Annotated in this window: 23 protein-coding genes; 11 read left to right on the forward strand and 12 right to left on the reverse strand. The window is 54.7% G+C overall.

Annotated elements, in window-relative coordinates:
- The first annotated feature begins 1 nt into the window (after window position 1).
- From cysW to ACIQW9_RS01195, 4 genes are all read left to right on the forward strand, one after another.
- Window positions 2-910 carry a sulfate ABC transporter permease subunit CysW gene (gene cysW / locus ACIQW9_RS01180; RefSeq protein WP_402331898.1) on the forward strand — a complete coding sequence of 303 codons (909 nt, stop codon included), beginning with the start codon at window positions 2-4 and terminating at the stop codon, window positions 908-910.
- Window positions 907-1974, forward strand: coding sequence for a sulfate/molybdate ABC transporter ATP-binding protein (locus ACIQW9_RS01185; RefSeq protein ID WP_402331901.1), 1068 nt, complete (start codon window positions 907-909; stop codon window positions 1972-1974). The genes cysW and ACIQW9_RS01185 overlap by 4 nt, the downstream gene beginning before the upstream one ends.
- 82 nt (window positions 1975-2056) lie before the next feature.
- Window positions 2057-2983: a CysB family HTH-type transcriptional regulator gene (locus tag ACIQW9_RS01190; RefSeq protein WP_402331904.1), complete on the forward strand. Its 927-nt coding sequence runs from the start codon at window positions 2057-2059 to the stop codon at window positions 2981-2983.
- 318 nt (window positions 2984-3301) lie between these two features.
- Window positions 3302-3832: a superoxide dismutase family protein gene (locus ACIQW9_RS01195; protein WP_402331906.1), complete on the forward strand. Its 531-nt coding sequence runs from the start codon at window positions 3302-3304 to the stop codon at window positions 3830-3832.
- 103 nt (window positions 3833-3935) lie between these two features.
- Here the strand turns inward: ACIQW9_RS01195 and ACIQW9_RS01200 are convergent, their stop codons facing one another.
- From ACIQW9_RS01200 to ACIQW9_RS01235, 8 genes are all read right to left on the reverse strand, one after another.
- On the reverse strand, window positions 3936-5012 hold the full coding sequence (locus ACIQW9_RS01200; RefSeq protein ID WP_402331909.1) for a M48 family metalloprotease: 1077 nt from the start codon (window positions 5010-5012) through the stop codon (window positions 3936-3938).
- A 19-nt stretch (window positions 5013-5031) separates the two neighbouring features.
- Entirely contained in the window at window positions 5032-5481 is a 450-nt protein-coding gene (gene dut / locus ACIQW9_RS01205; protein WP_402331912.1) for a dUTP diphosphatase, read from the reverse strand.
- A 60-nt stretch (window positions 5482-5541) separates the two neighbouring features.
- A complete protein-coding gene (coaBC, locus tag ACIQW9_RS01210) occupies window positions 5542-6732 on the reverse strand; it encodes a bifunctional phosphopantothenoylcysteine decarboxylase/phosphopantothenate--cysteine ligase CoaBC (RefSeq protein WP_402331914.1) in 1191 nt (396 codons plus the stop codon).
- A 38-nt stretch (window positions 6733-6770) separates the two neighbouring features.
- Window positions 6771-7271, reverse strand: coding sequence for a signal peptidase II (lspA, locus tag ACIQW9_RS01215; protein WP_402331917.1), 501 nt, complete (start codon window positions 7269-7271; stop codon window positions 6771-6773).
- Between the two features lie 30 nt (window positions 7272-7301).
- Window positions 7302-10196 carry an isoleucine--tRNA ligase gene (gene ileS / locus ACIQW9_RS01220; RefSeq protein WP_402331920.1) on the reverse strand — a complete coding sequence of 965 codons (2895 nt, stop codon included), beginning with the start codon at window positions 10194-10196 and terminating at the stop codon, window positions 7302-7304.
- A gap of 78 nt (window positions 10197-10274) precedes the next feature.
- Window positions 10275-11252, reverse strand: coding sequence for a bifunctional riboflavin kinase/FAD synthetase (locus ACIQW9_RS01225; RefSeq protein ID WP_402331923.1), 978 nt, complete (start codon window positions 11250-11252; stop codon window positions 10275-10277).
- A 100-nt stretch (window positions 11253-11352) separates the two neighbouring features.
- On the reverse strand, window positions 11353-11784 hold the full coding sequence (locus tag ACIQW9_RS01230) for a hypothetical protein (RefSeq protein ID WP_402331926.1): 432 nt from the start codon (window positions 11782-11784) through the stop codon (window positions 11353-11355).
- 38 nt (window positions 11785-11822) lie between these two features.
- Window positions 11823-12548, reverse strand: coding sequence for a 16S rRNA (uracil(1498)-N(3))-methyltransferase (locus tag ACIQW9_RS01235; protein WP_402331929.1), 726 nt, complete (start codon window positions 12546-12548; stop codon window positions 11823-11825).
- Window positions 12549-12769: 221 nt separating this feature from the next.
- On the opposite strand from ACIQW9_RS01235, the gene tkt reads away from it, so the two are divergent.
- The 4 genes from tkt to ACIQW9_RS01255 all read left to right on the forward strand — a co-directional run bounded on the left by tkt (window position 12770) and on the right by ACIQW9_RS01255 (window position 17285).
- On the forward strand, window positions 12770-14776 hold the full coding sequence (tkt, locus tag ACIQW9_RS01240; protein WP_402331932.1) for a transketolase: 2007 nt from the start codon (window positions 12770-12772) through the stop codon (window positions 14774-14776).
- Window positions 14773-15315 (forward strand): GNAT family N-acetyltransferase, encoded by a 543-nt coding sequence (locus tag ACIQW9_RS01245; protein ID WP_402331935.1) that lies wholly within the window; start codon window positions 14773-14775, stop codon window positions 15313-15315. The genes tkt and ACIQW9_RS01245 overlap by 4 nt, the downstream gene beginning before the upstream one ends.
- Before the next feature lie 39 nt (window positions 15316-15354).
- A complete protein-coding gene (gene gap / locus ACIQW9_RS01250) occupies window positions 15355-16365 on the forward strand; it encodes a type I glyceraldehyde-3-phosphate dehydrogenase (RefSeq protein WP_402331938.1) in 1011 nt (336 codons plus the stop codon).
- A 206-nt stretch (window positions 16366-16571) separates the two neighbouring features.
- The gene (locus ACIQW9_RS01255; RefSeq protein WP_402331940.1) at window positions 16572-17285 is read left to right on the forward strand and encodes a fumarylacetoacetate hydrolase family protein; all 714 of its coding nucleotides are present in this window, start codon (window positions 16572-16574) and stop codon (window positions 17283-17285) included.
- A 301-nt stretch (window positions 17286-17586) separates the two neighbouring features.
- Here ACIQW9_RS01255 and ACIQW9_RS01260 read toward each other — a convergent pair whose 3' ends face one another.
- Both ACIQW9_RS01260 and ACIQW9_RS01265 read right to left on the reverse strand, forming a co-directional pair.
- Window positions 17587-17994: a hypothetical protein gene (locus ACIQW9_RS01260; protein WP_402331943.1), complete on the reverse strand. Its 408-nt coding sequence runs from the start codon at window positions 17992-17994 to the stop codon at window positions 17587-17589.
- A 60-nt stretch (window positions 17995-18054) separates the two neighbouring features.
- A complete protein-coding gene (locus tag ACIQW9_RS01265) occupies window positions 18055-18402 on the reverse strand; it encodes a zinc ribbon domain-containing protein YjdM (protein WP_402331946.1) in 348 nt (115 codons plus the stop codon).
- Window positions 18403-18639: 237 nt separating this feature from the next.
- Here ACIQW9_RS01265 and ACIQW9_RS01270 point away from each other — a divergent pair, with 237 nt between their 5' ends.
- From ACIQW9_RS01270 to ACIQW9_RS01280, 3 genes are all read left to right on the forward strand, one after another.
- Entirely contained in the window at window positions 18640-19191 is a 552-nt protein-coding gene (locus ACIQW9_RS01270) for a DUF3455 domain-containing protein (RefSeq protein WP_402331949.1), read from the forward strand.
- A 105-nt stretch (window positions 19192-19296) separates the two neighbouring features.
- The gene (locus ACIQW9_RS01275) at window positions 19297-19851 is read left to right on the forward strand and encodes a sigma-70 family RNA polymerase sigma factor (protein WP_402331952.1); all 555 of its coding nucleotides are present in this window, start codon (window positions 19297-19299) and stop codon (window positions 19849-19851) included.
- Window positions 19848-20546, forward strand: coding sequence for an anti-sigma factor domain-containing protein (locus ACIQW9_RS01280; protein ID WP_402331955.1), 699 nt, complete (start codon window positions 19848-19850; stop codon window positions 20544-20546). The genes ACIQW9_RS01275 and ACIQW9_RS01280 overlap by 4 nt, the downstream gene beginning before the upstream one ends.
- An 83-nt stretch (window positions 20547-20629) precedes the next feature.
- On the opposite strand, the gene ACIQW9_RS01285 is transcribed toward ACIQW9_RS01280, so the two are convergent.
- Both ACIQW9_RS01285 and glnE read right to left on the reverse strand, forming a co-directional pair.
- Window positions 20630-20827, reverse strand: a complete 198-nt coding sequence (locus tag ACIQW9_RS01285; protein WP_402331958.1) for a DUF3606 domain-containing protein — start codon at window positions 20825-20827, stop codon at window positions 20630-20632.
- Window positions 20828-21225: 398 nt separating this feature from the next.
- The gene (glnE, locus tag ACIQW9_RS01290) at window positions 21226-23946 is read right to left on the reverse strand and encodes a bifunctional [glutamate--ammonia ligase]-adenylyl-L-tyrosine phosphorylase/[glutamate--ammonia-ligase] adenylyltransferase (protein ID WP_402331960.1); all 2721 of its coding nucleotides are present in this window, start codon (window positions 23944-23946) and stop codon (window positions 21226-21228) included.
- Window positions 23947-24083: the final 137 nt, after the last annotated feature.

Raw genomic sequence — 24083 nt, forward strand, 5'->3', positions numbered from 1 at the left:
TATGACGGCCATCGCTCTTGCTTCCGATAACGCATTTTCCGCCAGGGTACCGCGCGCGCAGCATGTCCCAGCCGCAACGCTGGAGCCGGTCTGGGTGCGCAGTCTGCTGATAGGTACGGCACTGCTTTTCCTTGCGCTGTTTCTGTTTGTGCCGCTGATGGCAGTGTTTGCCGAGGCATTGAAAAAAGGCTGGGATGCCTACATCGCGGCGATCCTGGAAGAAGATGCGCTGTCTGCGATCAAGCTGACGCTGATCACCGCCGCGATTGCCGTGCCCTTGAATCTGATTTTCGGTGTGGCGGCTTCGTGGTGTATCGCCAAATTCGATTTCCGCGGCAAAAGTTTTTTGCTGACCTTGATCGACTTGCCATTTTCAGTTTCGCCGGTGATTTCCGGTCTGATTTACGTGTTGCTGTTCGGTGCGCAAGGCTGGTTTGGCGGCTGGCTGCAGGAACACAACATCAAGATACTGTTTGCGGTGCCGGGTATTGTGCTGGCTACCATCTTCGTCACTTTTCCATTCGTGGCGCGCGAATTGATCCCGCTGATGCAATCGCAGGGTAGTGAGGAGGAAGAGGCGGCGCTGGTGCTGGGTGCCTCGGGCTGGAAAACCTTCTGGCATATAACGTTGCCGAATATCAAATGGGGTTTGCTGTACGGCGTCATTCTGTGCAATGCCCGCGCAATGGGCGAATTTGGCGCAGTATCGGTGGTTTCCGGGCACATACGCGGACAAACGAATACCATTCCGCTACAGGTTGAGATTCTGTATAACGAATACCAGTTTTCCGCAGCATTCGCGGTTGCCTCGTTGCTGGCATTGCTGGCACTGGTTACACTTGCGCTCAAATCATTTATCGAATGGCGTTTGCGGGACACACACGAACAGTTTCAGGAGCAGGGATCATGAGTATCGAAGTTAAAAACATCAACAAGAAATTCGGCAATTTTGTCGCCCTTAACGATGTATCGCTGGAATTTCCAGCCGGTGAATTGACGGCATTGCTCGGGCCTTCCGGCTGCGGCAAGACGACCTTGTTGCGCATTATTGCGGGCCTGGAGCAGCCGGATCACGGTCAGGTGTTGCTGGATGGCGAAGATGCATCGGCGCGCCATGTGCGCGAGCGTCAGGTCGGCTTTGTGTTCCAGCATTACGCCTTGTTCAAGCACATGACGGTGTTTGAAAACATCGCCTTTGGTTTGCGTGTGCGTCCTGCAGCAACGCGTCCTTCCGAATCGGTGATCAAGGAAAAGGTTACCAAGCTGCTCGAACTCGTACAGCTCGACTGGCTGGCCGATCGCTATCCGCCGCAATTGTCCGGCGGTCAGCGTCAACGGATTGCACTGGCACGCGCATTGGCAGTCGAGCCGCGCGTGCTGTTGCTGGATGAACCGTTCGGTGCGCTGGATGCAAAAGTACGCAAGGAATTGCGCCGCTGGTTGCGTCGTCTGCATGACGAACTGCATGTCACCAGTATTTTCGTCACGCACGATCAGGAAGAGGCGCTGGAAGTCGCGGATCAAATCGTGCTGATGAACAAGGGTCATGTCGAACAGATCGGTGCGCCCAAGGATGTCTACAACAATCCGGCTTCGCCATTTGTCTATGGTTTCCTCGGCAACGTGAATCTGTTCCGCGGTCGCGTGCATGAAGGCGTGCTGCAATCGTCGGGCATTGCGTTCGATGCGCCGGAACATGTCAAAACGCAGGATGCCCAGGGCATCGGCTATGTGCGTCCGCACGATCTGGAAGTCGATCGCTACACCTCCGGTGCGGAAGGCATCGTGGTGCAGTTGCGGCGCGCGCATGCCATCGGCCCGCTGGCGCAACTCGAACTGGAACGCGACGATAACGGCGAGTTGATCGAAGCAGTGATTTCAAATGAACGCTTTGGCCTGTTGAAGCTGAAGGAAGGCGAAACGCTGGTGGTGCGTCCCAAACGTCTGCAGGTATTTGTCGACGATTCGATCTGACACGTACCGCTGCGCCGCCGCTGCAGGAGTACGCGACCAGCATGTTGTGATGGCGGTGCAATTTAGGTAAAGGTCTTGCGATATGAATTTTCAGCAATTACGATCGATACGCGAAACCGCGCGTTGCGGCTTTAACCTGACCGAGGTGGCGAACGTGCTGTTTACGTCGCAGCCCGGCGTGAGTCGTCAAATACGCGAGCTGGAGGAAGAGTTGGGCGTCGATATTTTCGAGCGCAACGGCAAGCGCCTGACCGGCCTGACCGATCCCGGTCGCGGTATTTTGCACATCATCGATCGGCTGTTGCTGGAAGCGGAAAACCTGCAGCGCGCCAGCCAGGAATATGCAGGACAGGAAATCGGCACGCTGGCGGTGGCCACCACGCATACGCAGGCGCGTTACATGCTGCCGGAAGTCGTGCAGGCATTCCGCGCCGAGTTCCCGAAAGTACGCATCGCCTTGCAACAGAGTTCGCCGGAACATATTGCCGAATGGGTGTTGTCGGGCAAGGCGGACATCGGGATTGCCACCGAGGGTTTGAGCCAGTTTGAAGATCTGGTTTCTTTCCCCTGCTATCGCTGGCACCATGCGATTGTGGTGCCGCAAGGGCATGCCTTGTTGTCGCATACGCCGGTCACGCTGGAAGCGCTGGCGAAATATCCATTGATTACCTACGATCTTGGTTTTACCGGTCGCGGACATATCGATGATGCATTTAAAAGTGCCGATATCGCCCCCGACATCGTGTTGACTGCGATGGACTCGGACGTGATTCAGCAATATGTGTCGCTGGGTCTGGGCGTGGGAATCGTTGCCTCGATGGCGGTGCAGCACAACGGCAGCCACGGCTTGGCGGTCATCGATGGCTCGCATCTTTTTGCGCAGAATGTGACGCGTCTGGCAGTACGCCGCGGCGCTTATCTGCGGCAATATACCTACAGCTTCATTCAACAGTTTGCACCGGAATTGACGCGTGCCGATATCGACAGGGCGCTGAAACCGGCTGGCTAATGTCAAATATGGATGGATACTTTCCATGCCGTTCAGTGTTTCACTGAGCGGCATTTTTGTTTTTGCGACCGCTTAGGCTGGCGCCCGCATTTTTCCGGCAGATGCCGGATAGAACTTCGATCAGGAAACAATGTCTCAGTAGCACCATGTCCTGGTGCAACAGAACTCTTGAGCAAGAAATACCTGAGGGCAGGTACTTTTGCGTCCCGGGGAGAAAAACTTGCCGATGTGAGTCGTGCGCATGGCATTGTTCAATGGCAACAGATTTTGGCGTTGCATCTATTTACCAGATATTTATTTAAATATGAGGTCACCAACATGAAAACCGTCACAGCATCTGCGTTATTGAGCGCCATCGTTCTCGTTGCCGGTTGCGCCGGCTATCCCGCTTCAGGCCCGAGCGCTGAAGCCAGGCTGAAGCCGACACAGGGAAACAGGACTAGCGGCTTCGTGCACTTTCAGCAACACGGTGATCGCGTGACTGTACGCGCCAGCATAGAGGGTTTGACGCCCGGCATGCACGGATTTCATATTCATGAAAAAGGTGATTGCAGTGCGCCGGATGGCATGAGCGCCGGCGGGCATTTTAATCCTGGTGCGAAACACCATGGCGCACCGACGAGTGCCGATCATCATGGCGGCGACTTTGGCAATCTGACTGCGGATGCCAACGGCAGGGCATCGCTGACTTTGGTCGTTACCAAGGGCGAGATCACGCTGGATAGGGATGCTGCCAACAGCATCATCGGCAAAGGCTTGATCGTGCATGCCGATCCGGATGATTATAAAACCCAGCCTACCGGCAATTCCGGCAAGCGTCTGGCTTGCGGTGTGATTGTGCGGAACTAGTCTTCCGGGCTTGAAGTAAAAATGCCGTTCAGTCTGAAACTGAACGGCATTTTTTTACGCCTGTCTGCAAGTAAAAGCCAGGCAAGCGGATGCGGCAGGTTAATTAAGGCAGCAGCGATCTTTTCGCTGCCAGCTTGCCCTTGATTTCCGCACTGGTTTTTTCGATGGCAGCAAGACGGTAGGAAGTAGCCGGATGGATCGCAGTGTAGGCGTTCAACACGGTCGCCGGATACTGGGTGGCCAGTCGCTGCCAGAAAGCGGCGGCGCCATCGATGTTGTAGCCGGCGCGTACCAGCATATAGAGCGCCAGCGTATCGGCAGCGGCATCGAGCTCCTGCGGTGTTGCAAGTATGCCGCCGGAACCGCCCAGCGTACTCGTGTCCGGTGCGATGCGAATCAGATTGTCGATGATGCCGCCTGCGGTGGCATTCATTCTTTGCCGAGTCGGATGGCCGAGCGCGTTATGCGCGAGTTCTTTCGCCAGCACATAGGCCAGTTCGGTATCGTTCCTGACGAAGTTCAACATGCCGCGCGTAAGCAGCACGCGCCGGCCGTCTGCGTAGGCATTCACATTGTCGACATTGCCGAGTTCGATGCCGAAGCCGCAAGCCAGCGTCAAGGGCACGGTGGCGCTTGTATTGCTGCCGTTGCGGAGCAAGCCCAGCTTGACGGAAGAACGTTTGCTGACCAGCGGGCCGAGCATGGCCGCTGCCTGACGCTCGGCGTTCGGGCCTTGCGGAATCGCATTGCTTTCCACCGTCATCAGGATATCGCCGCGCTTGATGCCGGCACGTGCAGCGCCGCTGTTATTCAACACCCCCATGACTTGCAGGCGTTCGTCGAAACCCAGCGATTGCGCAGCGTCGACATAATCTTCAGAAAACGAATACTTGTTCTTGGCGCTGAAGCCGATCAGGTTGCGCGCATGGCCTTTGCACAAAGGCGTATTGCTGACCAGCAGCGGTGCGGCAACGCGATAGAGGCGATCCTGCTGGCTGGTGATTGCGCGCAAGGTTTGCAAGGGCGACGATTCGCTGGTAGTGGTACCGACGCGCGGTGCGGGAGTTTCGAGCGACACCGTGCTGCAACCGGCCAGCAATAAGGCGACAGGAAACAACACTGTCTTGAAAGAAGGAGCGCGCTGGAGCGGGAACCGTAAAGCTTGTAGCAGGCCTGACATCAATCATTCTCCTGAGAATTTAGTGTTTGCCGGTACTGCCGAAGCCGCCGGCACCGCGCTCGCTGCTGTCGAATTCATCCACGATATTGAAACCGACCTGCAGCACCGGAACGATGACCAGTTGCGCCAGACGTTCCATGGGATTGAGGACAAATTCGGTTTGCCCGCGGTTCCATGTAGAAACCATCAACTGGCCCTGGTAATCGGAGTCGATCAAGCCGACCAAGTTCCCCAGCACGATGCCATGTTTGTGACCCATGCCGCTGCGTGGCAGGATGACGGCAGCATACGCCGGATTGTCGATGTGTATCGCCAGCCCGGTCGGAATCAAGTGTGTTTCGCCCGGTTTGATGGTGAGCGGCGCATCGATGCAGGCGCGCAGATCGAGTCCGGCGCTACCGGATGTGGCGTAAGCCGGCATTTGTTCCTGCATGCGTGAATCGAGAATTTTTACGTCTATTGTTTTCATGTGAACGATGGTGGAATGAAATGGATGGCAGACGCTGTCAGCGACAAATATGCGGTCTTGTTACAGACGGCGGGCGATTTCGCCTATCAGCTGGCGCGCCAGTTTTTGCTTGTTGGCCAATGGGAACAGCGTATGGCCCTGATCGTCGAACAGCATCAGTTCGTTCTGGTCCTGGCCAAAAGTTTGATGGCCGATATTGCCGACCAGCAGCGGAATATTCTTTTTCTTGCGTTTGGCTTCGCCGTACTCCTGCAGATTTTCCGACTCTGCGGCAAAGCCTACACAATACGGACGTTTCTCCAGTGCGGCGACGGTGGCCAGAATATCAGTGTTTTGCTCGAATTCCAGTGCCGGCGCATTGCCGGTTGCGTCTTTCTTCAATTTCTGTGCGCTCTGATTCTTGACGCGCCAGTCGGCGACTGCCGCCACGGCAATGAATACATGCTGCGAACTGATGCGCGACATCACGGCATCGTGCATTTGTGCAGCAGTTTGCACATTGATGCGATGCACGCCGTAAGGCGCAGCCAATGCAGTCGGGCCGGAAACCAGCGTGACGTCGGCACCGGCTTCGCGTGCGGCGCGTGCAATCGCATAGCCCATTTTGCCGGATGAAAGATTGGTAATGCCGCGCACCGGATCGATAGGCTCGAAGGTCGGGCCGGCGGTCACCATCACGCTTTTGCCGACCAGCAGATTCGGCTGGAAGCTGGCGATGATTTCTTCCAGCAGCTGTTCCGGCTCCAGCATGCGGCCCATACCGGTTTCACCGCAAGCTTGTTCGCCGGCATCCGGGCCGAACACGGCAATGCGGTCTGCTCTCACTTGTGCGACGTTGCGTTTGGTGGCCGGGTTTTGCCACATCTCTACATTCATGGCCGGAGCGATCATCAGCGGCAAGGTCTCGGGCCGTGCCACGCACAAGGTGGACAGCAGATCGTTGCAAGCGCCATGCGCAAGCTTGAAAATGAAATCGGCGGAGCAGGGTGCGATCACGATGGCATCGGCGTCGCGGGTCAGATCGATGTGCGGCATGTTGTTGGCAACACGCGCATCCCATTGATCGGTCACGACCGGATTGCCGGACAATGCCTGCATGGTGACCGGCGTGATGAAGTGCGTGGCTGCATCTGTCATCACGATCTGTACTGTGGCGCCGGCTTTGCTCAGGGCGCGCGTCAATTCCGCTGCCTTGTAGCAGGCGACGCCGCCGGTCAATCCCAGTATGATTTTTTTACCAGCAAGATCCATGAGGACTCCTGAAAGATGTCGCGGGCTAGTTTAACAGTTCAAGTGCCTGAAACCGGTTTTTTGCCGCGCTTCAGTTCATCATAGACGAACAGCACTGCACCTATGCAAATCGCGCTGTCGGCAATATTGAATGCCGGCCAGTGCCAGTTGCCGATATAGACATCCAGAAAGTCGATCACGTGGCCGTACAGAACGCGGTCGATCACATTGCCGATTGCGCCGCCGAGTATCAATGCCAGCGCCCAGCTCAACAAACGCTGGCCCTGATTCTTTTTCAGCAGATAGATGATGAAGGCTGATGCGCCGATACCGATCACGGTGAAAAAATGTCGCTGCCAGCCGGTTTCCGATGCTAGGAAGCTGAAGGCAGCGCCCTTGTTATAGACCAGCACCAGATTGAAGAACGGCGTAACCGGCATAGCCTCGCCATACACGAAGGTGCTGGTAATCGCGATCTTGGTAATCTGATCGAGAATGATCAGAATCACAGCGATACCCAGCCAGCGGGCGATACCGGTATTTGTAGAAACGTTGCTCATCAGTTCTTTCGCTATCAGTTCAGACTATCGTTATGCAAAGCGGCGTGCTTCGCCTTTGCCGAACAGGTTGGCGACGCAGCGACCGCACAGGCCTTCGTGCTCCGCATGTGACCCCACGTCGGCGCGATAGTGCCAGCAGCGTTCACATTTTTGATAGGTCGATGGTGTCACGACGACAGATTCTTCTTCTGCACTGGCGACTTTTTCGACGCTGGCTTGCGAAGTGATCAGGACGAATTTCAAATCGTCTTCCAGGCTTTCCAGCGCGGCAAACTTGTCGCCGCTGACCTTCAGTGCGACTTCTGCCTGCAATGATGAACCGATCCCGCCGGCGACGCGTACTTCTTCCAGTTGCTTGGTGACGTTGTTACGCACATCGCGCAATACCGTGTACTTCGCCAGCAGTGCTTCGCCGTCTGCAACTTTCGGCAATTCGTAATGCGTTTGCGTGAAGATGGTGTCGCCCGCTTTGTCGCCGGCAAAAATCACCCAAGCTTCTTCTGCTGTGAAGGACAAAACCGGTGCCATCAAGCGCAACAATGATTGCGTCAGATACCAGATTGCGCTTTGTGCCGAACGGCGCGCATGCGAGGTGACGCCGCTGGTGTACAGGCGATCTTTCAAAATGTCGAGATAGAAGCCGCCCAGATCTTCCGAGCAGTACATCTGCAGTTTGGATGTGATCGGATGGAATTCATACACGTTGTAATGCGCAACGATCTCGGCTTGCAGCGCATTCATTTGCGCAATCGCATAGCGATCGATCTCCAGCATGTCGGCAACCGGCACCAGATCTGTGGCTGCGTTGAAGTCGGTTGTGTTCGACATCAGGAAGCGTAAGGTATTGCGGATGCGTCTATAGCTTTCCGTTACGCGTTTCAGGATTTCGTCAGATATCGACAACTCGCCGGTGTAATCGGTGGAAGCAATCCACAGACGCAAAATGTCTGCGCCCAAAGTATCGGAAATCTTTTGCGGCGCCAGCGTATTGCCGAGCGACTTGGACATCTTCTTGCCTTCGCCATCGACGGTAAAGCCATGCGTCAACAATGCCTTGTATGGCGGACGGCCGTTCAGCATCGACGAAGTCAACAGCGAAGAATGGAACCAGCCGCGATGCTGATCCGAACCTTCCAGATACAGGTCGGCAGGGAAGCCCAGTTGTTGTCCGTGCGAGCCCTGTCCTTGTGGTCCACCTAATACGGTTTGATGCGTCGTGCCGGAATCGAACCAGACGTCCAGCGTGTCCTTGTTCTTTTGATACATTGCGGCTTCGTCGCCGAGCAGATCTTTCAGATCCAAAGTCAGCCACGCATCGATGCCGCTCTTTTCGATCAGCTTGGCGATCTGTTCCAGCAACTCCGGTGTGCGCGGATGCAATGCGCCGGTTTCCTTGTGCACGATGAAGGCCATCGGCACGCCCCATTGACGTTGACGCGATAGCGTCCAGTCAGGGCGATTCGCGATCATGCCGTGCAGACGCGCTTGACCCCAGTCCGGGAAAAACTTGGTTTCGGCAATACCTTTCAATGCGGTTTCGCGCAAGGTAGGGCCGCCGTCTTTCGGTGTCACATCCATGCCGGCAAACCATTGCGAGGTTGCGCGATAAATGATCGGTGTTTTATGACGCCAGCAATGCATATAGCTGTGGTCGGACATCTTCAGGGCGAACAATGCGCCGGCTGCAGTCAGTGCGCTGCAGATAGGTTTCGATGCTTCCCAGATGGTCAGACCGCCGAACAGCGGCAAGGTCGATGCGAACTTGCCGTCGCCCATCACAGGCGTGATGATCGCGTCATCCTTCAAGCCATGTGCTTTGCATGAAATAAAATCTTCGATACCGTAGGCAGGCGCAGAGTGAACGATGCCGGTACCGCTATCGGCGGCGACGTATTCGGCCAGATACACCGGCGAAGTGCGATCGTAGCCGGCATCTTGCGATGCGAGTGGATGCTTGAAGCGTATCCCTTCCAGCGCGGCGCCAGCGCAGGTCGCAATGACTTTGCCTTCCAGTTTGTAGCGTTCCAGACTAGCCTCGACCAGATCGGCTGCGAGTATCAATAACAATGGCTTGTCATCACGCGATGTTTCTACCAATGCGTATTGCAATTCCGGATGCACGTTCAAAGCCTGGTTCGATGGAATGGTCCACGGTGTGGTGGTCCAGATCACGACAAAACCATTTTCGGTCGGCAATGCGGGCAGGCCGAATGCTGTAGCAACTTTGGCCGGTTCCGCAAACGGGAAGCCGACATCGATGGCCGGATCGCGCTTGTCCTGATATTCGACTTCCGCTTCTGCCAATGCAGAGCCGCAATCGAAGCACCAGTTGACCGGTTTCAGACCGCGATAGACATAACCTTTTTCCAGCAAGGTGCCGAGTGCACGCAACTCGTCGGCTTCGTTGCCATAAGCCATGGTCAGGTAAGGATTGTCCCATTCGCCCAGCACGCCGAGGCGGATGAAATCTTTCTTCTGGCGTTCGACTTGTTCGGTCGCGTAAGCGCGGGCCTTGGTCAAGACGTCAGCGGTTGGCAGATTCTTGCCATACAGTTTTTCGATCTGGATTTCGATCGGCATGCCGTGACAATCCCAGCCCGGTACATACGGCGCATCGAAGCCGGCCAGCGTCTGCGATTTGACGACGATGTCTTTCAGGATCTTGTTGACCGCGTGACCCAAGTGAATATCGCCGTTGGCATACGGTGGGCCGTCATGCAGGATGAACTTCGGCCGGCCTTTGGCTGCTTCACGGATTTTTTCGTAGATTTTTTTGTCCTGCCATTGCTTGACCCATTGCGGCTCGCGCTTGGCGAGATCGCCGCGCATGGGGAAGGGCGTATCGGTCATGTTGACTGGATATTTGCTGGCTGGTTTGGCTTCTGGCTTGTTCGGCTTGCCGGGTTTGTTTTGATTGTCGGACATGGTCTGCTTTTATAAAGTATTCAGTGGATCAAACGAACGGTCTTGATAATCTGCATTTCAAAATGCGGCGTTCGGTTGTCAAATTCGGTCAGTGGCGGATGTCGCCGAGTCGGCTATCTGTTTGAAGTAAGTACGTGCCTGCACGGCGTCGCGTTCGATCGCCTCAGTCAATGTAGTCAAGTCGACGTACTTTTCTTCATCGCGCAATTTTTTCAAAAATTCGACACGTATCAATCTGCCGTAGCATTGTTGCGCGTAGTCGAACAGATGCGTCTCCAGCAGTACGCGGCCGCTATCGTCCACGGTCGGACGCACGCCTATGCTGGCCACGCCCGGCAGTGCTTCATCTGCCAAGCCATGCACCTGCACTATATAAATGCCGGACAGCGCAGGATGCTTGTGGCCGACCCGCAGGTTCAGGGTTGGAAAGCCTATCGTGCGGCCCAGCTTTTTACCGTGGATCACATGGCCGGACATCGCGTATGGATGTCCGAGTAAAATTTCAGCTTCCGCAAAATCGCCTTGCGACAGGGCGCTGCGTATGGCCGATGAGGAAATACGTGTGCCGCTGCTGGTGACGGTAGGTAGCGATTCGACGTGAAAACCATATTGCTTGCCGGCTTCGATCAGCGTGGCGACATTGCCGGCACGTTTAAAGCCGTAGCAAAAATCTTCGCCAACGATCAGCCATTTGACGTGCAAGCCCTGCACCAGAATTTTTTCGACAAATTCTTGCGGCGACAAGGATGCAAAGTGATCGTTGAAATGTTCAACGATCACGCGATCGACGCCCGCTTTCGCCAGCGATTGCAGTTTGTCGCGCAAGCTGGCAATCCGCGTCGGTGCCTTGGACGGGTCGCCGGCGCGTGCTGCAAAGAACTCGCGCGGATGCGGCTCGAAAGTCATGACCGCCGATTCCAGCCCCATTTTCGACGCGACTGCGCGCAGGCGTGCCAGCAGGGCCTGATGGCCGCGATGCACACCGTCGAAGTTGCCGATCGCCAGCGCGCATGGTGCGCGCGATGCAGCATTGGGAAGTCCGCGAAATACCTTCATTGATTGAGTAAGTAAAACCGTCGCAAAACCTTGAATTATAAATGCTTTCGGCGGTTTCCCCCATTCAAGCTAGTGGTGATTGTCCGACGTAATCGTGAACCTACTGTATATATTTGATTACGGCAAATCGACTATTGATACGACGTACTGCTGAAGTTGCGCCAAAGCTGGATGCATTTACGTTATTGCCATAGACGTTGCCGGATGCATATGCATTCGATATGAAGCCGGTGATGTGTGAATTTGACTCCATCTTTATGATGGCATCACCACCGGAATCCTTTGCTTTTTTAGCTATGTCGCTGACCAACATTGATTTTGGGATAACTCCGCCTGCACGTTCATCTTCAATTATTCCAATAATTTTGTACTTTCTGGGTGGCTCACCATTTTCCCAAACATCAATTCCTTCAACGACCAATTTAGTGCCGCCCGCACCCTCAAAACTATTGTTCTTGGCTTCAAAAGGTTTGAATTCTGTACTTGCACATCCTGTGAGCACAAAAATCAGCGTTAGCAATAACTTTTTCATTTTCTCTCCCCGTTTGATATTAGTTTTTAATCTTTTGTTTACATCGCACCCCAAACCGCATTCAAAGCCGCGATCGCAGCCATGCCAGCCGTTTCCGTCCGCAATACACGCGGCCCCATGGACAACATCAATGCCCCGTTGGCAATCGCCAGAGTTTCTTCTTTTTCGGTAAATCCGCCTTCCGGTCCTATCATCAGTGCGACCGATTGTGGCGGATGATGGCGTGCCCAGTCGGATAAGGGTTGCTCGGCGCGCGGACTGAGCATGATGCGCACATGCAAATTCTGTTGCGTCGCCCACTGATTGAAATCGGCCGGCTCGGCCAGTGTCGTTAGCCTGTTACGCCCGCTTTGTTCGGAGGCGGCGATGATGATGCCTTGCCAATGCTGCATCTTTTTTGCTGCGCGTTCAGCCGACAGGCGCACCACGCAGCGTTGCGAGGCCAACGGTTGCAGCGCGTGTGCGCCCAGCTCGACCGCTTTTTCGATGATCCAGTCCATCTTCGATGCTTCCGGCAAGGCTTGCGCCAGCGTGATGGCATAGGGAAGCTCGACTTCGCGCGGTTCGAAAATCTTGATTTCGGCCGTGACACGTTTTTTTTCAACCGTACTGATGATGGCGGTGTATTCGCCGCCTTCGCCGTTAAACAGGGTAATGGCGTCGCCGGCGCTCAGGCGTATCACCTGAATATGATGTGCGACATGTTCAGGCAAGGTGACAACTGCGCCTATGACTAGCGCTTGAGGACAATAAAAACGAGGCATGGAGATCCGTTGGTTGTCGATTCGGCAAGGAGTTTGCGGCGTATCGGGCGCTGTGGGTATTAATTATAATAAGGAAACGCAGGAATTCGATTTTAGCCTGAGGCCCCCACTCTGGTAAAATATGCGGCTTCGCAGCAAAGTGTTTTTTTGTCCGCATGCGCGTCTGTATCTTATTCCGCATCTGATTCTATTTCATTCGACTTGCCATCACCATATATCACATGACTTTCACGCTCCCGACTACCAAAATGGCCAACGCAATCCGTGCGCTGGCAATGGATGCAGTACAAAAGGCCAATTCCGGACACCCCGGCGCGCCAATGGGGATGGCAGATATTGCCGTCGCTTTGTGGTCGAATCACTATTCGCACAATCCGGCCAATCCTAAATGGATCAACCGCGACCGCTTTGTCTTGTCGAACGGTCACGGTTCGATGCTGCATTACGCGCTCCTGCATCTGACCGGTTACGACCTGTCGATGGACGAGATCCGCAACTTCCGTCAAATGCATTCAAAGACGCCCGGTCATCCGGAAGTCGATATCACGCCGGGCATAGAAACCACGACAGGTCCTTTGGGCCAGGGCATTACCAATGCGGTCGGCATGGCGCTGGCTGAAAAGCTGCTCGCCGCCGAATTCAATCGCCCGAATTTCAACGTTGTCGATCATCACACTTACGTCTTCCTCGGCGACGGCTGCCTGATGGAAGGCATTTCGCACGAAGCCTGTTCGCTGGCCGGCACGCTGAGCCTGCCGAAGCTGATCGCGTTTTACGACGACAACGGCATCTCGATCGACGGCCATGTTGAAGGCTGGTTCCAGGACGATACGCCGAAGCGTTTTGAAGCTTACGGCTGGAATGTGGTGCGCGCTGTCGACGGTCACGATGTCAACGCAGTGGACGCAGCGATCAAGCAAGCGAAAGCTTCCGACAAGCCAACCCTGATCTGCTGCAAAACCGTGATCGGTAAGGGTTCGCCGAATATGGCCGGCACGCACAATGTGCATGGCGCCGCGCTGGGTGACAAGGAAATCGCGGCTACTCGCGCAGCCATCGGTTGGGAATATCCGCCGTTTGAAATTCCTGCCGATGTGTACGCGGCATGGGATGCCAAAGCCAAAGGCGCAGCGCAAGAATCCGCATGGAACACATTGCAGCAAGCTTACGCTGCGCAATACCCGGAACTGGCAAGCGAATTGAAACGCCGCATGAGTGGCGAGTTGCCGGCGAATCTGGAACAAACCGTGACCGCTTATATCGCGACTTGCGTAGAGAAAAAAGAAACCATCGCTACGCGTAAAGCCAGCCAGAACGCGATTCAGGCCCTGGCGCCGGTGTTGCCCGAATTTCTTGGCGGTTCGGCCGATCTGACCGGCTCCAACCTGACCAACTGGAAAGAATGCGTCGCCGTGCGCGCCGACCAGTGGGGCAATCACATCAACTACGGTGTGCGCGAATTCGGCATGAGCGCGATCATGAACGGCATCGCCCTGCATGGCGGCCACATTCCATTCGGCGCCACCTTCCTGACTTTCTCCGATTACAGCCGTAATGCCTTGCGCATGGCGGCGCTGATGAAGCTGCGTTCGATTTTTGTATTCACGCACGATTCGATCGGCCTCGGCGAAGACGGCCCTACCCATCAATCGGTGGAACATGTATCCAGCCTGCGCCTGATTCCGAATCTGGATAACTGGCGTCCGTGCGATACCGTTGAATCGGCAGTAGCGTGGGAACAGGCGGTCAAACGTCACAATGGCCCGACGACGCTGATCTTCTCGCGTCAGAACCTGCCGTTCCAGGAACGCAGCGCAGAACAGATAGCCAACATCAAACGCGGCGGCTACGTATTGCGCGATGCAGAGAACGCTCAAGTCATTCTGATTGCCACTGGTTCGGAAATCGAACTGGCTGTCAAATCCGCCGATGAGCTGGCGCAACACGGTATGGCAGTGCGTATCGTCTCGATGCCATCGACCGACGTATTCGATCGTCAGGATGCCGCTTACAAAGCTGCCGTGCTGACCAAAGGCGTACCGCGCGTGGCAATTGAAGCTGGTGTGACCGACTTCTGGCACAAGTATGTCGGCCTGGAAGGCGCCGTCATCGGTATCGACACCTTCGGCGAATCGGCACCGGCCGGCGTGTTGTTCAAGCATTTCGGCTTCACGGTCGAGAACGTCGTTGCTGCTGCCAAAAACGTCGTTACAAGCGCGCAGGCGTGACCGAAATCACTTTCCGTCCGGCGACGGCGGATGATGCCGCAGCGCTTGCCGCCTTGCGGGTAGATAGCTGGCGCGCTACTTATCGTGGCGTCATGCCGGATGCGTATCTGGATGGCATGCGCGCGGAAGAGAGTGCGACCATGTGGTCGCAGGTGCTGCAGGCCAATGTGTCGACAATTGCGATTTTCGTGGCGGTAGCGGGCGATGAAATCGTCGGCTTTGCGGCCGGCATGTTGCTGATGCCGGAAAAGTTTGCGTTGAATGCAGAGCTGACGGCGATCTACCTGAAGCCGATTGCACAACGTGGCGGTGTTGGGCGTCGTTTGCTGGCGCTGGTTGCCGGCGCATTGCAGCAGCAGGGCGCCAGCGGTTTGCTGGTATGGGTGATCGCCGACAATCAGGCGGCGCGCCAGTTTTACGAACAGCTCGGTGCTGAACTTTTGATCGAGCAGCCATTCACATGGGATGGCCTGAATTTGATGGAAGCCGGATACGGCTGGCGTGACATGGCTGCATTGCAGCAGGCATGCACTGAATGATTTTTTATACCTTGTAGTTGAATTTTTCTGGAGAAAAAGATGACCATTCGCGTCGCAATTAACGGCTACGGCCGCATCGGCCGCAACATTCTTCGTGCTCACTACGAAGGCGGCAAAAAAAATGATATTCAAATCGTGGCGATCAACGATCTGGGCAATGCTCAATCGAATGCGCATTTGACCCGTTACGACACGACGCATGGCAAATTCCCGGGCACCGTTGAAGTTGACGGCGATTACATGATCGTCAATGGCGACAAGATACGCGTGTTCGCACAACGCGATCCAGCGCAAATCGGCTGGGGTGAGTTGAATGTAGACGTCGTGCTGGAATGCACAGGCTTCTTCACGACCAAGGAAAAAGCATCGGCTCACTTGAAGGGCGGCGCCAAGAAAGTCATCATTTCCGCACCAGGCGGCAAGGATGTGGACGCGACCATCGTGTTCGGCGTCAACCACGGCGTGCTGAAGGCAACAGACACAGTGATTTCGAACGCATCGTGCACCACCAACTGCCTGGCACCGCTGGTTAAGCCATTGAACGACACCATCGGCCTGGTGAATGGCTTGATGACAACCGTTCACGCTTACACCAACGATCAAGTGTTGACCGACGTGATGCATGAAGACTTGCGTCGTGCACGTTCGGCTACGCAATCGATGATCCCGACCAAAACCGGAGCTGCTGCTGCAGTTGGCCTGGTCTTGCCGGAACTGAACGGCCGACTGGATGGTTATTCGATCCGCGTTCCAACCATCAATGTGTCCATCGTCGATCTGTCCTTCATCGCTGCACGTGACACGACCGTGGAAGAAGTCAACGCGATCATGAAGACAGCGACAGAAGGTGCCTTGAAAGGTATCTTGACCTATCAAACCGAACCACTGGTTTCGGTTGATTTCAACCACAATCCGGCCTCGAGCAATTTCGATGCGACGCTGACCAAGGTCTCGGGTCGTTTGGTAAAAGTCTCGTCGTGGTACGACAATGAATGGGGTTTCTCGAACCGCATGCTGGACACCACCGTGGCATTGATGACAGCCAAGTAAGCAATCGTTTCATGCATTTTTTTGCTGCATGACAAAGCCCCGGGTTTGAACTGCTTGTGTAATAGGGCAGTTCGGCACCGGGGCTTTTTTACGTCTTGTTTTTGCAGCGCTGCTTGCCATCCTGAATGAATGGAGGAATTGCATTCGCCGGATGAAGTGCAGGCATTTTTTTAAAACAGAATTTATATTTTCTGAAGGGGTTTGCAATGGGGGCCGAAAAACTGGCAGCTGAAGATCAAGCGTACGTTATACAACCGCAAAGCATTCCTGCCTTGCCTGTGCGGGGAACGGACAAGCTTTTCCCTGTGCATCGTATTTATTGCATAGGCCGTAACTATGCAGCGCACACGATAGAGATGGGGCACGATCCTGATAAGGAAGCACCATTTTTCTTTCAGAAGAATCCGGACAACATTGTTGTCGATAAGGATTTCCCGTATCCGCCGGAAACATCGGATGTGCATTTTGAATTTGAATTGGTAGTGGCCCTAGCCAAGGGTGGCAAGAACATCACGGTTGAAAAGGCGCTGGATCATATTTTCGGGTATGGCGTTGGGCTCGATATGACCAGGCGCGATCTGCAGGGCGTGGCAAAAAAAATGGGTCGTCCGTGGGAGGTGGGCAAGGCGTTTGAACATTCGGCGCCGTGTTCGGCATTGATTCCGGTTGCTGACGTAGGTCATCCGCACAAAGGTGGCATTTGGTTCAAGGTCAATGGCGAGGTAAGACAAAAGGGCGATCTGGATCAAATGATCTGGAAAGTTGCAGAGCAGATTTCCATACTTTCGACTTTCTTTGAACTCAAACCGGGTGATCTCATCATGACGGGAACGCCAGCTGGTGTCGGCGCGATCAACAAGGGCGATCAGCTCGAAGGCATGATTGAAGGCGTCTGCGGCATGAAGCTGGCCGTTATTTGAGCGCAGAAGCGGTAAGGCGCTGGCAGCAACACCGCAGCTGATGCTGCTCCGCTGAGTTGAAGCGGACTGCATTGCGGAGTCGACATGATGATGCTTGACTCCGCCCATTCATCGCATCCGTAGAATCAATCTGGTTTGGATGGATTTAAGGTGTGAATATGCGCAATTTGTGCAGTGGATGATTTCTCTTTTTAAACAAGGACATAGCAAGATTCCATATGCCTTATCCACAGGGCTGTGCACAAAAAAAGTGGATAACTATTGCAGAGTTACTTTTGTGCTTCGCTGCTTCTGCGATGCTTTACATATCGCCAAACAAATCGTGTGCATCCAGAATCGCATAGACAATTTCCGGATTCCTATCCAGGCATTTGCGTATCGCAGCAGGAATCGTTTGCCGGATTTTCTTGCACAGGCCGGGACGCTCCAGCAGTTCTATCGTCAAGCCGCGTACCGTACGCACTTCGCGCGCACCCGGAGCAATCTTCACTACGATGCCCAACTGCGCCTGCATGCGTTCTGCCATATGCTGCAAGTCGGCATAACTGGAAATGCTTTCTATGCGCGCGATCAGTTTTTTTTCTTCCATCCTGGTCAGTAGCAGGATGCGCATATCGCCAGCTGGATCGCTCAACAAACTTTCGCGCTCGCATACGCAAGTGCCGGGAGGGCACTCGGTACGTATAGGGAGGGGCGATGTGGGCAGCATGGAATTACGCGGCAGGAAAACCGTCGTGATGCGGTGCAGGTCTGATTCGTCCGTACACGGTCATACCTTTTTGACGAATTCCGTTTTCAGACTCATGGCGCCGAAACCGTCGATCTTGCAGTCGATGTCGTGGTCGCTATCGACCAGACGGATATTCTTGACCTTGGTGCCGACCTTGATGGTGCCGCCAGATCCTTTCAATTTCAAATCCTTGATCACCGTGACGGTATCGCCATCCTGCAATACGTTGCCGGCCGAGTCGCGGTAAACCTTGCTGCCTTCTTCGGCAGATTCTGCCGCAGCCTCGTTAACCGGCCATTCGTGTGCGCATTCCGGGCAGATGTACATGCCATTATCTTCGTAGGTATATTCGGAATTGCATTTGGAACATGCAGGTAAAGTGCTCATGAGACATCCTTCGAGGGTAGGCGATAGCCGTAAAAGTACAAAGTATACTGCGTGCCCGCCTTAAGTTGGCACTTTCCCATTTTGCGTCTGGAAAGTCCGATTGCATCCGGAGCAAAAATTTATTTTCTATCGACTGCATCCAAATCGGCATCTGGCGGGTAGTACCAGTATCAGCGCATCAATATCCGGTGTCCGGGTATGCCGGCTGATTACTTTTCAACTACCAAGGAAACTATCATGCACACATCCATTTCTGCCGTTGCGCTCGCTTCCGCTGCTGTTTTGTTGACAGCATGTTCCACCACACCCATGACCACATCCATGTATTCGCAAGACGCATTGCCACCGACGGTGCAGGTGCCAGCCGGTCATAGCGTCGCGATGCAAACTGTGGGTGCAGGCGATATCACTTATGAATGCCGGGGTAAAAAAGATATGGCCGGTCAGTTTGAATGGGTTTTCGTCGGTCCTGACGCCGTGTTGTCTGACCGAAGCGGCAAGGCAGTAGGCAAATATTTCGGCCCACCAGCAACCTGGGCAAGCAATGACGGTTCAAAAGTAACGGCTACACAGCTTGCAGTCGCTCCAGCCGGTGCCGGTAATATTCCATTCCAGCTGGTCAAAGCCAATCCGGCAATGGGCAGCGGCGCAATGACGGGTGTGACTTACATCCAGCGCGTAGCGACCAAAGGTGGTGTCGCTCCAGCCTCGGTTTGCAGTGCAGGCAATGCAGGCAGCAAGGAAGTCGTCAAATATCGGGCCGACTATATCTTCTGGAAAGCCGCTTGATTCGGATTAATCCTGCACAAGAAGTCGGCAGGCAGATTGCGTCCTATATAATCAATTGGAAATAAATCGGCATTATTCATTCCAATTCCTTAAAGGCAGCCTATCTTGCCTGCTGACTCCGATTCCTTCGATTACGATGCCGCTCTGCATGCTTGTGCCCTTGGCGACGAGCATGCGTTGCAGCGCATCTATATACAGGACAGCAAGCGTCTGCTTGGTGTGGCCTTGCGTATCGTGCGTCAACGGCATCTGGCAGAAGATGTCGTACATGACGCCTTCGTCAGTATCTGGAACAAGGCTGCCAGCTTTGATGCGAAGCGTGGCGAGGGCCGTGGCTGGATATACAGCGTCGTGCGGCATCATGCATTGAACATGTTGCGTGATCGTGATCGCGAAGTGTATGCGGACGAAGACGCCATCGATAACATGCAGCACCAGACTCAGGAATTGAGCGTCGATCAATTTGAATTGAATGCCAGCCTGGGGCAGTTGCAGGATTGCCTGTCCCATCTCGATAGCGCAAAGCGCAACAGCATCTTGTGCGCCTATGTGGATGGCTGCAGTCACAGTGAAATTGCGCAACGTTTGAATGCGCCGCTGGGGTCTGTCAAGGCATGGGTCAAACGTGGTTTGGCCGCATTGCGGGAGTGCATGGGATGAATGAATCATTTGACGAATTGCAGGAGCTGGCTGGCGAATATGTGCTCGGTACCTTGCCTGCTGCCCAGCGGAAGGAAGTTGAGCAGCGCCTGCAAAACGAAGCCGGATTGCGTAATGCCGTCGACGAATGGGAACGCCGTCTGTTGCCATTGACCTCGCTTGCAGAAGAGCAGGAACCGTCAGCGCAATTGTGGCCGCGTATTGCGCAGGATGTACGACGCAATGCGCATGGCGTTCAGAACGGTTTACGGAGTTGGTGGAACGATTTGCGCTTCTGGCGCGGTCTGGCGGCCAGCGGCTTTGCGGCTGCCGCAGTTCTGCTCGCGGTGATGCTGATGCGTCCGGCTGTGCAGACGCCAACTTTCATGGTGGTCCTGGTGGAGCCGCAGGAGCGTACTCCGGGATGGATCGTACAGGCCAATCTGGATCGTCAGATCACACTCACGCCATTGCGCCCGGTCGCTGTGCCGAATCAAAAATCACTGCAATTCTGGACCAAAGGCGATGGCTGGTCGAAACCGGTTTCGCTCGGTTTGGTCCAGCCGGGAAAATCTCTCACACTGACGCTGGAGAAATTGCCGCCGTTGCAGGCAAACCAGTTGTTTGAAATTACCTTGGAGCCGGAAAACGGTTCACCGACCGACAGACCGACCGGCCCCATCCTCTTCATAGGCAGAGCAGTCAAGATGACCTAGCACCGTGGGTGCCAGGTGCATCAAGGCATGATTGTAAAGTGGTGAGTGTGTGATGAAGCGAGGCGCTTGCGCGGCTCGAAAATTCATTCCCGTTTGGAATAAGACTTCAGCTTCAAGTATTGTTCGACGTCTTTTGTTTTTGCCCCCACTCTGATGACGGCATTTTCGAGTTCTCGTGGGGTGCGTTCAAATCGATCTGCCCAGTAGCGCAGTTCATCCTGTTCATCGACTTTGATATGGCTAAGATCCGCTGGTGCGCGATTGCTGGCCGTTATTGACATATGTTTCTCCTTTTGTCCCGGCTGCAAGTTTTGTCTATCGCTGATGCCTCTTTGGGCATGCATGCACATCTAGTGTCACGTGAAGTTCTTTAAAATTCAAGAAATATTTGTTCGATTGCGACATCGAAAATATTTTTTCATTTGCTCTACGGACAGAATTTTTTATTCCAATAATAGAATGGCAAGAGCAATCCCGGCCATCTGCCTTGCAGATTTTTAGCGGGGGCGGGAAAGGATATGTTGACGTAAACCGGGTATTTGCAGCGCTTCCTGCACAATATGTGCAGGAAGATTTTTCCCTTATGGAACAAGGGTGTATGTCGCTTGTCCGCAGCTTATCCACAGGACTGTGCACAAAATGTGGGGATAACTTGTGCGTGCCTGTTGATATCGGATGTTCAGGAAAACAGGGTAGTCCACAGCGTCACGACTGCCGCCACTTCAGTGGCTACCCGTTCCTGTTCGACCCTGGCCCGTTCCGCGCCTTGCAGCCGGATGTTGTGCTGCAACCTGCGGAAGGTGCGATAGGCGTCGGCCACGGTGCCGGATAAAGTGGTATCGATCAGGCCCAATTCTCCGCATAATTTCAGCAGCGCGATATTGCCGATATCGCCGGTCAGACGCGGATGGTGTACGGCGTCGCGCAGTACCAGGAATTGCACCATGAATTCGATATCGATCATGCCACCGGTATCGTGCTTGAGATCGAACAGCTCGGTGCGATTCGGATGCGCATCGTGCAGTTTCTTGCGCATTTCCAGCACTTCCTTTTTCAATTCGACCGGATCACGTGTCTGGCGCAGAACCTTTTCACGTATCGCTTCAAAGCGTGCGCCGATTTCAGCGTCACCGGCGCAGAAGCGCGCTCTGGTTAATGCCTGGTGTTCCCACAGCCAGGCGGAAGTGGTCTGGTATTTCTCGAACGACGAAACGGTGGAAACCAGCAGGCCGCTGGCGCCGTCAGGGCGTAGGGCGATATCGACATCGAACAATATTCCGGCCGGCGTATGTGTCGTCATCCAGGTAATGAAACGCTGTGCCAGCTTGGCGTACAACGCCGGTGCATCCTGATCGTCGTCGTCATACAGGAAAATGACATCCAGGTCGGAGGCGTAACCGAGTTCCTTGCCGCCCAGCTTGCCGTAGGCGATGACGGAAAATTTCGGTTCTTCGCGATGGCGATTCGGGAATCCTTTCCAGATCGTTTGTATCGTCGCTTCAACCAGCTTGTCGGCCAGTTCCGATAAATGATCGGCCAGACGCTCTACACTGAGGTCGCCCACCAGATCCTGCGCCAGCAGACGGATCAGTTGCGCGTGATGCATCTCGCGCAGCACATCCATTTGCCGTTCGGTATCGCCCGGTGTTTCATCCAGGCGCTGACGACAGTCGCGTGCAAATGCGTTCCAGTCGGGTGCGGCTTTCAAGGTTCTGTCGTCCAGCAATTCATCCAGCAACAGTGGGTGGCGCGTCAGATATTTTGCTGCCCAGTCGCTGGCGGCGATCATGCGGATCACGCGTTCCAGTGCATGCGGATATTCCGTCAGCAAGGCAAGATAGGCGGCGCGGCGCGCGATGGTTTCCAGGAAATTCAGCAGACGGCCCAGCGTGGTCGCGCGCGCCTCGCTTACTTTGACTATCAAGGGCAGTGAAGCATTCACCAGTGCGACCAGCTTGTTGCGGCTGGCTTCCGGCAAGGATTGCAGGCGCGGCGAATGCCAGGTGGCGAGCAGGCGTTTGGCGGCATCGGCGGCATGATCAAAGGACAGCTCGAGAAGATAGCTTTCGATTACCTGTTCGCTGTCGGTATCGGTCAGCACGGCGCTCAGTTCTGCTTGCGGCTGATTGTCCGATGTATGTTCACTCTTCTTGTCGTTGAAAATTTCATCGAATTGCGTGGCGACCAGTGTGCGTTGCTCTTCCAGCGCGGCCAGCAGGGTTGGTACGTCTTCATAGCCCATCATCTTGGCAACGATCAACTGATCGGCCGCATTCGGCGGCAGCGTATGCGTTTGCGCATCGTCCAGATATTGCAGACGATGTTCGAGATTGCGCAGGAAGGTATAGGCGTGCAGCAGTTGATCGACCACTTCCGGCTTGAACAGCTCTTTTTCGGCGAGCGTACGCAGGGTGATGCGCGTTGAGCGGTCGCGCAATGCGGCATCGCGGCCGCCGCGTATCAATTGGAATACCTGCGCCAGAAATTCAATTTCGCGTATGCCGCCGCGGCCCAGCTTGACGTTGTTGCTGCGATCCGGATGACGTGTTTCCTGGCGCGTGACTTCGGCGCGTATCTGCGCATGCATATTGCGGATGGCGTCGATAGAGCCGTAATCCAGATAGCGGCGATAGACGAAAGGCCGGATGATTTTTTCCAGCGCATCGATATCGGATGGTTTGCCGGTCAGTGCGCGTGCCTTGACCCAGGCATAGCGTTCCCATTCGCGGCCCTGCACGATCAGGTATTCCTCGACCATATTGAAGCTGGCGACCAGCGGCCCGGAGGCACCGTTCGGACGCAAGGCCATATCGACGCGGAAGGTGAAACCGTCTTCGGTGATTTCCGACAGCGCGGCAATCAGCTTCTTGCCGACGCGTGTAAAAAATTCGTGGTTCGACAGCAGCCGTTGTTCCGGCGCGGTGGCGACGGTATCGCCATCTTCGGCATAGACGAAGATCAGGTCGATATCGGACGATACATTCAACTCGCCGCCGCCCAGCTTGCCCATGCCCAGCACGATCATTTCCTGCTGCTCGCCTGATTCGTGACCTATCGGTGTGCCGTGTATCGTCATCAATTCGGTCGTCACCGCCGCCAGATGCGTTTGTACTGCGAAATCGCCAAAGGCCGTCATCGTATCGACTACCTCGGCCAGATCGGCCAGGCCGCCGAGATCGCGCTGGATCAGGGTGGCAATGACCAGATTGCGCACGCGGCGCATGGCGGCTGGCAAACTGGCGCCGGCATCTGTTTCGTTTTGTAAGAGTTCACCGAAAATGACCGAGTTCAGCGATAATTTGCCGACTTCGGCTACCCTTTGCGCACGGCTTGCATCTGCATTGAGCCATCGGGTATAAAAACGGGAAGCGGTAATTGGGGTAGAGGACAGGTTTGTCACGGTGTGAGAGAGTATCCTAGAGTTCTTGAGATGTAAGATTTGTTTTATACAGTGTGCGAGCCGATTTGCCTGTCAGCTTGTTTTATTCTACGCGAAGTCGATTTACCGACCTTTTTGATTGATGCCGACAGATCCAC

Origin of the sequence: Herminiimonas sp. NPDC097707 (assembly GCF_044761395.1) — a bacterium.
Classification (GTDB): Bacteria; Pseudomonadota; Gammaproteobacteria; order Burkholderiales; family Burkholderiaceae_D; genus Oxalicibacterium.